Origin of the sequence: Methanosarcina siciliae T4/M (assembly GCF_000970085.1) — an archaeon.
In the GTDB taxonomy this organism is placed as follows: domain Archaea; phylum Halobacteriota; class Methanosarcinia; order Methanosarcinales; family Methanosarcinaceae; genus Methanosarcina; species Methanosarcina siciliae.
The window spans coordinates 112,813-124,671 of the sequence record NZ_CP009506.1; the positions used below are offsets into that span (position 1 = coordinate 112,813).

An 11,859-nucleotide genomic window follows, 5' to 3' on the forward strand; every position below is an offset into this window, starting at 1 on the left:
TTATTTTAAAGGTTAATATTGTAATTTTTTCTGGATTTTAATTAGTATTTCAGCTGTTTTATCCAGCTGTTTTTGGTTTCAACTGTGTTTTTAATAATTCCCTGATTAATAGACTTCTCAGTTTAAGCTTTTCTCCTACCTTCACCGGAGACCGGATAATTCCCTGCTTCTCTGAGAATATTGCTGGCGCTGGCCATTTGCTGCCCTTTCTCTGAAAATAGAAATTTTCTGCACCATTTCCCATGTTCTATGTAATTTTCCTGCGCAAGTACAAAATCAGGATTCACAGAAAGACTCGATATTTCAGGAGCAGTCCATCTGGAAAAATCCCGGGCGGAAGATTCTGGTTTCAGGAGCTTCGGACTTAAGCCGGGATTATGATCGGCTCTGATGCTCTCCGGCTTCGTGTCTTCTTCTCAGTCTTCTCACTCCGCCAGTACGCCGGGTTCTCCCTAGTACCACGGTCCTGGCAGACATCCCTTCCCTGCCAGGTATAAAGCCGTTTTTAGCTTTTGCACTGGTTTTAATGAGCGAGTCAATCTCGATTATGTCCGGAGCTTTCAGAATCCCGTCCTGGGGTACGGGTTCCTTGACTTCTCTCGGAATCACTTTTCCCAAAGCATTAACTTCTGCAAGAACTGGCATTTCTGCAGCATCCCTTAAGAAAGATAATCCTGAAGGTGCCTTTATAGTGCCTTCTACCCTTGCGTTTTCATGAAGTAAGACGGACTCTGCTTTTATTCCTCCGAAGACCTTGGTGTTCCGGCCAATATTTACCTGTCCTTTTGAAGATAGATTCCCATAGATAGTGCTGTTTTCTCCTATGTTGATCTTCCCTTCGGAATAAATGCTTCCTTTCAGGACCAGGGCTTTTCCGGTTTCTACAGATTGTGCCTTCAGGTTTCCTATCAGATAACAGTTATTTCCTATAACTGCATCCCCCCCGACTTCCATGGCTTCGGGCGTGATTTTTGCGCCTGTGGGTATGATAAGTATTTTTTCAGCGGGTTCCCTGTTTTCGGATTCATATTCCTCTTCGGATTCGTCAAAAAGCTCTTCAAGGGCTTTTTCGATTTCCTCTCCCCTTCCAAGGCGCATCATTTCCTTTATATACAGGAATAAAAACATGATTACAGGGACCGGGTTTCTTACAACGATCCAGCCTTTGGCTACAAATCCACCTTTGATTTTGACTTCCTTGCCTACGTCCAGGTCCCCTTCTACGGTCAGTTTTCCCTCAATGCTAACGAATTCTCCCAGATAGGCGTTCTTGCCGACTTCCACATTGCTCCCCATTTTTGACCACATGTCAATCCTGGTATCAGAGCGAGCTACCACATCTCCGGAAACGGCCACTCCTTCTCCCATAATGACCATATCCCCGGATATGCTGTACTGGATGCTGGAGTGATTTCCGACAATAATGTCTCCCTCAACTACAATCCTGCTTGTGTCTATTCTGGTATTATCGGGAACCAGAAGGTGTTTTAGGATCTGCTCTTGTTCTGGGATGCTTTCACTCTCCGGGGAAACTGTTTTTTATAATCTGGTACAGTTTTGCTTTTAAAATCGCAGGGTTAAAAATACAATTATTTATTTTGCGAGTAGTATTCATTCAAAAATAACTATCTACGATATATTCTTATCCATTTTTTTCCGTTCAGTCTGGCATTTTTGAGCAGTAAGAATGGCTCTTTATATATTATATCCAGCTATATGAAAATTTGCGTAAAAAGTTAAAATACTTTTTGCCTTCCCGTATCAGATTTAGAATTTATTTTTCTTTTTTAATCCAATCTTTTCTTAATCCAATTTTTTATGATTTACTTGTTGCCTTTCGGGGCCTGAAAGGTTTATTCCTTTTTTTTCGAAGCAATTCCTGTTCGTACATCTACGGCTGCACCGCTGTCAAGAGCCAGGACCTCTGCAGGGGATAAGAGCAACTGCCCTGTCGCAAGCAGCCTGTCTGCTTTATCTGTGACCAGTACTTCCTCTCCTGCGCGGAGTTCGGGGTCGATCTCGACTACGTGCTTTGCAAAAGCTGTTTTTCCAGCCTCCACAAAAGGAGCGGCGTCTTCCGAAACGACTACTCGGAGCCTTTTTTCTGGACGAAGCCTGTGGACTATGGCAGCTCCTTCAATACTGAGCGTGAAAAAGCCGTCTTTTGCTCTGGCCGTTGCAATCCTCTTGCCTGAGAAATAGACTTGACGTACTCTTTTTGTTCGGGATAACTGAAACGTTGATCCATCTGGAAAAAGTTTCTTTCCCGTACCTTTCCCGAACTGGTAATCCGCAATCATACGGACTCTTGAAAGTCTTTCTACGTTGCTGTTCATGAGGCTAACTAATATATTCAGGACTTAAAGCCGTTCCGGTCATCCGACTTTCAAAAACAAATCCTCTGGAAGAAGCAAATTTATATTTTCCCGATGAAATAATAAATTATTTATATTTTGTACAATTTCTAACAATAACTGTCTGGAAGTGCAAATTTCATAATAATGTAAATTGAAAAGTCATTTTCCTGATTTGAAAGGGGGTCCGAATCCGAGTCAAGTGACCCCTCAGGTATTTAATTCTGCAGGTAGGAATTTCTCCAGAGTAGCCACAACTTAAAAAGGGAATTCGAGGATTTTGTTGATTCGCAAAAACGTTTCTTTAGATGAGGTTCACCTCCAGAAACTCCAGCCCCTGCTGGAAAAACATGGAGGGAATTTGAGTGCAGCTATACGTGAAGTCATTGACCTTGTCAGCCTTGACTCTGAACGTTCCCAAATCCCAGAGGAAACCGGGGATCTGAAAAATAGGAAATCTTCTGAGGTAAGGGAACAGCTTATTCAGAACGGCGAATGCGTAATGATAAACCAGCAGACTATGAAATGGCTTGTGAAAAACAGTGCTGGCAGACTCATGGACGAGGATGTTGTGCATGAACTGCTCAATCCTTATCTCCTTACTACAGTTTCCGGGTTAAAGGAGTTCCTTAACAGCACCAGTAAAACCACGGGCTGGAAAATAGAAGTCTCCTGTTCTTTCAGGGGAGAAGTCGTACCTGAATCTTTTACCATGGATTTCGTTGGCGGAGACAGGGATTTTCGTGAGCTCCTCGTAGAAACTGTCTGTATTTTCCTCTCCCGCTGGATGGACCTGGATGTAGAGGCTCTGCACCGGAAGTCCAATTCGGTTACCGTGTACCTGATTCATTTTGTCCGGCATGACAGCCAGAGTATAAGTCCCGGCGTCAGGAAACATTTCGGTGCTAAGGATCTCCTGTACAGGGAAATTGAACGAAAACCCGATTTCTGGGTAACCCTTGCAGAACTTTATACAAAGTTCAATTACCAGAGGGTAAATCTGGACAAGAGTCTTTTTGAAGCTCTTGTAGCCGGAAAGCTTCCAGATATAACAAAATATTTTGAGCTTAAAGCCGACCGTTCCCTCCGTGAAATCCCTCTTTCGGAACTTCTCCCGCTCTTTAAATACCTGGTAGTTGCCCCCCAGCTGGTAAACGATGTGGAAATATGTACCGAGAAAGGAAAAGAGCAGATAAAAATACGGCATGATTATTCTGAAGAGAGCGTGGTTTTAACCCTTATTCAGCTGTTTTCCAATGTATTTAATGCAGGCTGGCACAGTTTCACTGTGAACTATGTCTCAGAACTCATAATATTCGATTTTTCTCTTCCTGATACTCCGGAACTAGATGCTGTAAAAGTCTCTTCGGGGCTGGATCTGGAATAAAATAACAAAATTTTTATATATATCGGTCTTGTAAACTTACCTGTAGTCTTTAAGTTTGTGATATGTTTGCACTGCCAGAACGTTTGTCGAAAAAACACTCTTTATAAAGCAGGGATAAGCTTTGATCCGCAAAAACGTTTCTATGGAAGATGAATACCTTCAGAAATTGCAGCCTTTCCTGGACAAAAATAACGGGAACCTGAGTGCTGCAATAAGGGATGCAATAGAACTAGCAGATGCTGCCCTTAGGGGTCATGAGTCCGTAGAAGATGCTCTGGAATATTTTACAGAAGACTCAACAAAGTATCCTGAGATCCGTAACAGCTTGATCGAGAGCGGAGAATGTATATTGATCAGTCAGCTTTCATTCCGATGGCTGATTGAAAATACTGATGGGATACTGGTAGACGACGAGCTTGTAAGTGAACTTTTCAATCCTTATCAGATAAGGACTGTTTCGGACCTTCTGGAGTATCTCAATACACGTAGCCAGAATATGGGATGGGGAATTAAGGTTTCTATCAAAAACTGGGAGGGGGATAAGACTGACGTAATATTGCTTGAAAACGGAGACCCCAGTTTAAGAGCTTATCTTGCTGAGGCAATCTCTATTTTTCTTGGCCGCTATCTCAACTTTGACATTTCCTTTGTTCACCGGAAATCCAATTCTATCCGTATCTTCCTTAAGGAATACAGATCCGATATGGAGGTCCCTCCAGGGATTAGAAAGAACTTCGGCACCCTTGACTATACTTTTAAGGAAATCCGAAGCAAGCCGGAATTCTGGACTTCTCTGGTTGAGAGGTACAGGATGCAGAGGTATCAGCGGATAAACCTTAACAAGGATGTCTTTGAGGCATTACTTTCAGGGGAGATTCCTGATGTTACATGCTTTTTTGAGACCTCTGCAGGCAAGCCTATTCAGGAAATTCCGCTTTACGAACTGTTTGCTATTTCCAAAAAACTGGTTTCTGTTACCCAGCTTGCAACTGGGGTTGAAAGGACAGTTGAGGGGGGCAAGATAAATATAAAAATTCGGCATCAATTTTCCGATGAAATTGCTATTGGAAAACTTATAGCACTTTTTTCAAGATTATGTATGGCGGCAGGGCATGCATTTGAGGCCAGAACCGTATCAAATCTTATTATCCTTGAGTTCAAAGAGCCCTGTTCTGCTTATTCTTCAAGCAACGGTAAATATTAAAAATTCTCTTCTTTCTCATGTTTTATTCTATATAATTATTTATTTAGTGTTAATATTTAAGTGAAACTTCCGATCTATTTTCATTAAATCTCGTATGCTATTGTTTTCCTGTATTTTTCTTCCTGAACTCTTCATCCCTTTATATAAACTTTCCTTTCTGTCATCTGGCAAAAAAATTAATAAGTAGGAGGTACAATCTATTACTGGTTTATAAAAACGGTAAAGTACAGGAACCGGGCAAAGTTCGAATTTCCTGTGCTTCCAAAAAGGGATAAGAGGAACTCTGCTTGATAGTCCGTAAAAATATTTCTATTGATCAATGTTATATTGATAAATTAAAGCCCTTTCTGGACAAAAACAATGGAAACTTAAGTGCAGCGATAAGGGATTCTATAGAAGCTGCCTCTCAGGTTCTTGATGAGAAAAAGAAGGAGAATGGAGAAAAAGACTCAAGTAGTGCTTTGAAGACTATCGAATTGCGTAACAAAATGGTTGAAGATGAAGAATTTCTGCTAATCCATCATACCATGCTTGAGTGGTTCATCAAAAAAACTTCAGGCCTGCTTCTTGAAGAAGCGACCGTATACGAGTTAATAAATCCATATACTATTAAGAAAACTCCTGATTTTGTTAGTTATGTAAACATCCTGAATGATAGGATGGGCTGGAAAATTAAAGTTGATGCCGAATATGCCAAACAGGAACCTGGAACTTTAATCCTGACCCTTTCAAATGGCAATCCCTGTTTCAGGGGAGTAATTGCCCAGAGCCTTGCCCTCTATCTGGCAAAGCAGATGAAAATGGATGTACAGGGGCTGTTCAACAGGTCAAATGCAACTAAAATCTATTTTAAGCGGTTCGAGTTCCTTAATTATGAAAAAATCCCTAAAGGGTTTGAAGAACATTTCGGGTCAATGGAAGGCACTTTTCGGGAAATCCAGAAAAGGCCGGAGTTCTGGAAGAGCCTTGTCAAGACATACAGGCAGCAGAACTACCAGCGGCTCAGCATGAACAAAAAAGTTTTTGAAGCATTTGTCTCAGGAGATCTTCCTTCAGTTGACGATATGGGAAGAGAATTCGAGTTGCTTGCGGGCAAGCCCCCGGAGACTTTTACCCTTGCCGAGCACATAATGATTTTCAAAGAAATTTACCTTACCGACAGTATAGGAAGCGATATTGAAGTCTGTACTGAGGAAGGCCGCGAATATGTTAAACTGATTCACGACTACTCCGACAGAAAAGTATGTGAACGCGTTATACAGTACTACTCAAATATCTTCAGGTCTATTGGTCATCCTTTTACAGTCACTTCAAGCCCCCATATGATTGTTTTCGAATTCGGGAAAAACCTGAGTCCCAGCCATATATCCGAACAAGGTCTTGCAGGATCTAAGTCCGAGCTTTCCTTTACTCCCTAAGTTTTTAGGCAGATAATTTCATATGCGGGAGTTTCCTATCACTTTTCATGAGTGATGTAATTCTGCTCTGGGATTGTCCTCTCCTTTTTGAAAAATTGTTTGTGGAATACGGGCTCGAGTGCAGCCGAGTGCTCTCGACTTCCCTTGGTACCCCTTATCTGCCCGCCTGTAAGATCCTTATCCTGCCTACCGGGTTTGCCAACAAGCAGTACACAAAAACAGGAGTCGGGCTTGAACGCGGCAAACGTTCCCTTGAAAGATTTGTGGCAAAAGGCGGGACCCTTCTCGTCTTCAGCCCCCTTGTCCCCGAATATGAGTATGAGTGGCTTCCTTTCTCCCTGAAGTACGTAATGGAAGAAAACTCCTGCGCCCCACGTCCTGTGGGTGAGCATGAAGCTCAGAAACTTATCGAAAACATTGTTCCCCCGGTGGGATGCGACGGCTACTTTTCAGAAACCGATGCTGAAGTTGTACTTGAGGATGAAAGGGACAGGCCTATCATGGTCGCAAAAGGAATCGGAGAAGGCATGATTGTCGCAACCACAATCCATGAACTGCCAGCAGCCGGGTTTTTCGAGTGCAGGGCCGCATGTACGAGAAAAGTAAAGGTCTGACAAGAACATCTGACAGGTAAAGGTTTGACAAACGAAAGTCTAAAAAATGAAATCTCAAGTCAAAAAGTTTCGCTCTGTAAATCTAAAACCTGAAATTCTAAAACCTAAAATGCCTAACCCGAAATAAAGAAATACAGGAAAATTGGCGTAAAAATAACTCGATAATAAACATAAGGAAAGCTTTAAGGAAAACAAACGGCTACAGACTGTAGCTCTTTTGTCAGACCTTATTTTATTTTCTTTACATTTTTATCCTTTTTATACTGCTCTCTAAGTTTCTTGATTTCTTCTGCTTCATTTTTCATCCTTAATACAAAAAGGCCGAAGCAGGGCTTTATGAATTGAAATAGGATTGCATCTCCTGAAAAACCGACGGGGATGGATGTACCCAGAAGGAAAATGCCTTTTATATTGTACCCTCCCGGTACCAGGTACACTTCCTCCGCGTTTTTTTTAATAAGGTCTTCACACTCTTTAAGGGATGCATTTTTCAGGAGAATCTCGTAGTCAAATTCGCTTAAACATACCATTTTTGTACCTTTTATGATTTTTTTTCTTTAGAGAAGCCAGAAAGATTCTGATGCTTGTCACTACTTAGAATGACAGTTAATCATATCTATAAATTAGAATTACGGGGGGATAATATATAGAGATAACATTTTGAAACGAGAAACGGAGAGTTCTGTAGAAATCTTGATCCAATCTAAATCTCACACTTTGGTCTGATCTCATAGTCCAAAATATTGTTTTCGAAAAACTTTTTTCTCGATAATTTTTGAAATTCCCAAAAACACACATGATATTCATCGAATAACAGGCACGAAGGAAGGAAAATACTTCTCCGATAACAGTGCTTTCATGCTAAATAAAAGATACATTTCATGGGTCCGGAATTTGTTCCTTTCTCAAAACCGTTATGAGTTTCACTACAGAATAAGCAGCTCTGGTTATTCCCATACTGCGTTCATCCACATCTGTACCAACTAGATATAGATTTTTTACTGGCGTAGTTGTCTCTGCGATAAAACCATTTATTGCCACAGAAGCTTTTTCCGGAACGGTTATTTGATAATGAATCATATCCATATGTTTGTTTATTCCGGGATATACTCGCAAAATTGTGTCGTACGCATCCGATTTTTCAGATTCTAATGAATTATTTTCATCTATGGAAAACATAAAACCTACAAGCTTTTTGCCCGCAGGAGCAAAGCTCTTGTTATAATTGCTTATCGGCATTGCCCAGAAAGGTTTTTGTTTAAACCACACTTCTCCCCCTGTGTAGTTGAATTCTTCAAACTCTTCGTCCAGACCAAGCCATATTGTTAAGGCCTTCGACTGTTTGATTCTGCTTAAATCCGAAACATAAGACGCAGGTAAATCAGTAACATATCTTGGGAGATCTTTTGCAAAAGCTGAGTAAATAATCGTATCTGCAAAATAGGAATCTTCATTTGTTAAGACTCCTTTTGCAGTTTTGTTTTCTGTGATTATCCGTTCTACGGCAGTATTAGTTTCAATCTCCACCGTTTCTGGCAAGGAATACAGAATGGCATTTAATATCGCTTTCAGACCGTTTCGCGGATAATACTGATTATAATTTACTTTTTTATTATTTAACAATCGGCTGACATAAGACATTTTTTTAAATTTATCAATATACTGATGTTCGCTATTTTCTTGAGTAATATCCTTCTCGATATCCTCCTCAATAAATCCACCTCCGACAAACATCCTCTGAACCGATGTCTCTTTAGCGGATTTTCCGGATAAAAAATAACTAAATGTATCCATGAATTCTTTTGTGTCAGATGAGAGCGTATCCCATGGTAGGGATTGATAAACTGAAATATTAGATATGTCAGTTCCGAATTGCCATGAAAGCAGCATTTTAGTCAATGACTGCGCAATTATGAGACGGTCTTTTCTTGGCAACACATCCATTGTAAGGTAGCCCGTAAGAGTGGTGGGAACTTCCTTTAAACCATCTTTATCACGTATAAAATAATCACCATAATCAACAAAAGCAGGAATATAGTCAAAATAATTTTCCATTAAATATCTTAGTGGCCCACCCTCATGGAGTTGAGTAATGGCATGAGGCCCGGTATCGACTTGATAGCCGTTAACAAGATAGCTATTACAATTATTTCCCAGCTTTCTGTTTTTCTCTAAAACAAGAACTTTTTTCCCGGACTTGGACAATACCAGAGCAGATAATAAGCCACTGACGCCACCGCCGATTACAATCGAATCATAATTCTTCATAATATTTCCCTATGATGTAATACTAATTAATATTCTTTGTCACGTAAGGGCAGTAACATGAATAGGAATCGGTTAATTTCACAGTATCAATTGCCTTATGAAGACTTTTGCTTCCCTTTCCGTTCTTCAGGAGGCCAATAGGTTCTATAAAGTTATGATAGTCCATACCTGTACATTCCTTCAATAAAACAAGGATACAATGTGATATGCCGGGCATGAACGTATCTGGTAAACCGATCTTGATAAAGGTTCATTCTGAAAGATTGAAAATTTTCAGTACTGATCTCAACAGATTTAATACATAATTGGTTCTATCATTAGAATGATCAAAACCAGAACTTAGAGGAATTAAAACTCAAACTTATGGGATGGTTGAATAAAACGTTGTCTCGTTTTCAAGGGTTTCTACCTAATGTTAATTGCAAAGGTTGAAATTCAGGATTAACCTACCCCATTCTTACAGATAATATCCAGAGATTATCCAGAGATGAAAATATTATGACCGGCGCAAAAGTGCTCCAAGTGCTCCTCATGATGGGATGCCCCGAGATCCCGATTCAAACCAGCATTGCCCTATATCTTTCCCACAAGCTGACCAACTTGGGATTCGATGTAACGGTTGCAGGGACGGAAGCTGCAACAAGACTTTTGAAAGTTTCCGATTCCGATGGCTATTATGCAAAAAAGCTTGTGAATCTCGATAAAACTATGGAGGACATTATTGAGAAAAAATCGGATTTCGACATCTGTTTCGCCTTTATGCATAACGATGCCGGAATGACCTATGCTGCGACCATGAGCGCCCTTTCTCAGGCAAAGTTATACTCCATAGTTTTTGGCAGGCATGCCGATGAGCTGGCTGAAACCATCGAATTCGAGAGTGAAAAGATCGTCTCAAAGGATGTTCACAATCCTTTGCGGCTTAAGAACAGGCTGGACAAAGTTGTGGAGGGGATAGCCGCATGAGCTGTATTGAGCAGATGAAGTACGAGATTCTCCTGGAAAAGACGACTTACAAAGAGGCCAGAGAGTACATCGAGAAAAACTCAGAAGAAGTCTACTATGTAGACCCTGGCTACAAGATCTTCAAGGACTACCACATAATAGGAGTGCCGCCTATTGCTATGGGGGTTAAGGGTAACTCTCTGATTTTCACCTATACAAAGCCCTGCTACGGAACTTTTGTCCTGACCGTAGACAGCGAGGACAGCACAAAAGAGATCGACCGGCTCAGGGAGACAGCGAAGGATAAGGTAAAGCCCTCTCTGAAAAAAAGCAAACCTCCTGAGAGCCCGAAGGCACCCTCTGGCAGTTACCTGGATATGTGGAAAAAATGAATTCGGATTCAGGATAGAGATTTTGAGTGAAAAGAATCAGATGAAAAGAATTAGATGAAAAGAATTAGATGAAAAGAATTAGATGAAAAGAATTAGATGAAAAGAGTTTGAGTGAAAAGAATTAGATGCAAGGTATCTGGAGAATCAGGTTAGGAGAAAAAATTTTTTCCTAAGTTTTCTCTCGAAGTTGACTTTAAAATCCTAGCTTTACACTCTTGCTCTTATTCTCAGGTCTTTATTTCTCAGGTTTTTATTTCTCAGGTTTTTATTCTTCTATTATCAGGTCCTTAACCTTGATCCCGCTTTCCACGATTTTTCCTACTATTTTTCCGCCTGTAAGCTCTGCAGCTTTTGCGGCATCTTTTTCCGGCAGGATTATCAGGAAGCCCATGCCCATATTGAAGGTTCTGTACATCTCAAGGTCTTCGACTCCGCCTTCTTTTTGCAGGAATTTGAAGATCTCCTGGGGCTCTATAGGGTCGGAAAAGTCAAAGCCAAGTTTTGTTACCCTTCTCAGTTTCAAAAGTCCGCTGCCTGTTATATGGGCAAGCCCATGGACTTCGCAGGCTTTGAGGACATCAAGGACTTCTATATAAATCCTGGTTGGCTCAAGGAGTTCGTCCCCGATGGTCTTTGAACTGTCATAGGGGCAGGGGTCATGGTAAGAGTAACCGGATTTCTCAATGATCTTCCTTACAAGGGTATAGCCGTTGCTGTGGACTCCTGTGCTCGGCACGCCGACAAGTACGTCGCCTACCCGGACCTTTCCTCCTTCAATGATTTCCTCTTTTTTGACAAACCCGAGGCAGGTGCCTGCAAGGTCAAAACCTTTGATGATATCAGGGAGGGTTGCGGTTTCCCCGCCAACGATGGACATCCTGGAAATTTCGGCTCCTTTAAGCAGCCCTTCTCCGATCTGGGCGGCAAAGCCCTCTTCGTGTTTTTCCAGGGCAAGGTAATCCACAAAGGCTACGGGTTCGGCCCCTATGGCAAGGAGGTCGTTAACGTTCATTGCGATACAATCTATTCCCACGGTGTTCCAGCGCTTCATCTCGTTTGCAATAAGGACTTTTGAGCCTACCCCGTCCGTTGTCATGGCAAGGGCATATTCCCCGAAGTCCAGGAGCCCTGCATAGTGCCCTATTCCTGTAAGGGGGGCTCCAATACCCTTGCGGACATAATGAAGTTTGTCGATCAGGGTTTTGACTGTTTTTTCTTCCTTTGTGATATCCACGCCCGAATCCGCGTATGTTAGATGCTTTTCGCTCACTCTCTGA

The 11,859-nt window shown here is 41.4% G+C and carries 12 protein-coding genes; 6 read left to right on the forward strand and 6 right to left on the reverse strand.

Going from position 1 to position 11,859, the window contains the following annotated elements; translation table 11 throughout:
- Nucleotides 1–58 precede the first annotated feature (58 nt).
- From MSSIT_RS00530 to MSSIT_RS00540, 3 genes are all read right to left on the reverse strand, one after another.
- The gene (locus MSSIT_RS00530) at nucleotides 59–244 is read right to left on the reverse strand and encodes a hypothetical protein (RefSeq protein WP_048169102.1); all 186 of its coding nucleotides are present in this window, start codon (nucleotides 242–244) and stop codon (nucleotides 59–61) included.
- Between the two features lie 131 nt (nucleotides 245–375).
- Nucleotides 376–1,368, reverse strand: coding sequence for a polymer-forming cytoskeletal protein (locus MSSIT_RS00535; protein ID WP_231590254.1), 993 nt, complete (start codon nucleotides 1,366–1,368; stop codon nucleotides 376–378).
- A gap of 485 nt (nucleotides 1,369–1,853) precedes the next feature.
- On the reverse strand, nucleotides 1,854–2,336 hold the full coding sequence (locus tag MSSIT_RS00540; RefSeq protein WP_048169107.1) for a PUA domain-containing protein: 483 nt from the start codon (nucleotides 2,334–2,336) through the stop codon (nucleotides 1,854–1,856).
- Between the two features lie 301 nt (nucleotides 2,337–2,637).
- Here MSSIT_RS00540 and MSSIT_RS00545 point away from each other — a divergent pair, with 301 nt between their 5' ends.
- From MSSIT_RS00545 to MSSIT_RS00560, 4 genes are all read left to right on the forward strand, one after another.
- The gene (locus MSSIT_RS00545; RefSeq protein ID WP_048169111.1) at nucleotides 2,638–3,741 is read left to right on the forward strand and encodes a hypothetical protein; all 1,104 of its coding nucleotides are present in this window, start codon (nucleotides 2,638–2,640) and stop codon (nucleotides 3,739–3,741) included.
- Nucleotides 3,742–3,862: 121 nt separating this feature from the next.
- Nucleotides 3,863–4,945 carry a hypothetical protein gene (locus MSSIT_RS00550; protein WP_048169113.1) on the forward strand — a complete coding sequence of 361 codons (1,083 nt, stop codon included), beginning with the start codon at nucleotides 3,863–3,865 and terminating at the stop codon, nucleotides 4,943–4,945.
- Between the two features lie 287 nt (nucleotides 4,946–5,232).
- Nucleotides 5,233–6,363 (forward strand): hypothetical protein, encoded by a 1,131-nt coding sequence (locus tag MSSIT_RS00555; RefSeq protein ID WP_048169115.1) that lies wholly within the window; start codon nucleotides 5,233–5,235, stop codon nucleotides 6,361–6,363.
- Between the two features lie 47 nt (nucleotides 6,364–6,410).
- Nucleotides 6,411–6,977 (forward strand): hypothetical protein, encoded by a 567-nt coding sequence (locus MSSIT_RS00560; protein ID WP_048169116.1) that lies wholly within the window; start codon nucleotides 6,411–6,413, stop codon nucleotides 6,975–6,977.
- A gap of 227 nt (nucleotides 6,978–7,204) precedes the next feature.
- Here the strand turns inward: MSSIT_RS00560 and MSSIT_RS00565 are convergent, their stop codons facing one another.
- Together MSSIT_RS00565 and MSSIT_RS00570 are read right to left on the reverse strand one after the other, a co-directional pair.
- Nucleotides 7,205–7,507, reverse strand: coding sequence for a DUF1894 domain-containing protein (locus MSSIT_RS00565; RefSeq protein ID WP_048169118.1), 303 nt, complete (start codon nucleotides 7,505–7,507; stop codon nucleotides 7,205–7,207).
- Between the two features lie 349 nt (nucleotides 7,508–7,856).
- On the reverse strand, nucleotides 7,857–9,245 hold the full coding sequence (locus MSSIT_RS00570; protein ID WP_048169121.1) for a phytoene desaturase family protein: 1,389 nt from the start codon (nucleotides 9,243–9,245) through the stop codon (nucleotides 7,857–7,859).
- A gap of 498 nt (nucleotides 9,246–9,743) precedes the next feature.
- On the opposite strand from MSSIT_RS00570, the gene MSSIT_RS00575 reads away from it, so the two are divergent.
- Nucleotides 9,744–10,211, forward strand: a complete 468-nt coding sequence (locus tag MSSIT_RS00575; RefSeq protein WP_048169123.1) for a DUF1890 domain-containing protein — start codon at nucleotides 9,744–9,746, stop codon at nucleotides 10,209–10,211.
- Entirely contained in the window at nucleotides 10,208–10,582 is a 375-nt protein-coding gene (locus MSSIT_RS00580) for a DUF1894 domain-containing protein (RefSeq protein WP_048169125.1), read from the forward strand. Before MSSIT_RS00575 ends, MSSIT_RS00580 begins: the two co-directional genes overlap by 4 nt.
- A 265-nt stretch (nucleotides 10,583–10,847) precedes the next feature.
- Here MSSIT_RS00580 and purM read toward each other — a convergent pair whose 3' ends face one another.
- Nucleotides 10,848–11,852, reverse strand: a complete 1,005-nt coding sequence (gene purM / locus MSSIT_RS00585) for a phosphoribosylformylglycinamidine cyclo-ligase (protein ID WP_048174393.1) — start codon at nucleotides 11,850–11,852, stop codon at nucleotides 10,848–10,850.
- Nucleotides 11,853–11,859 lie beyond the last annotated feature (7 nt).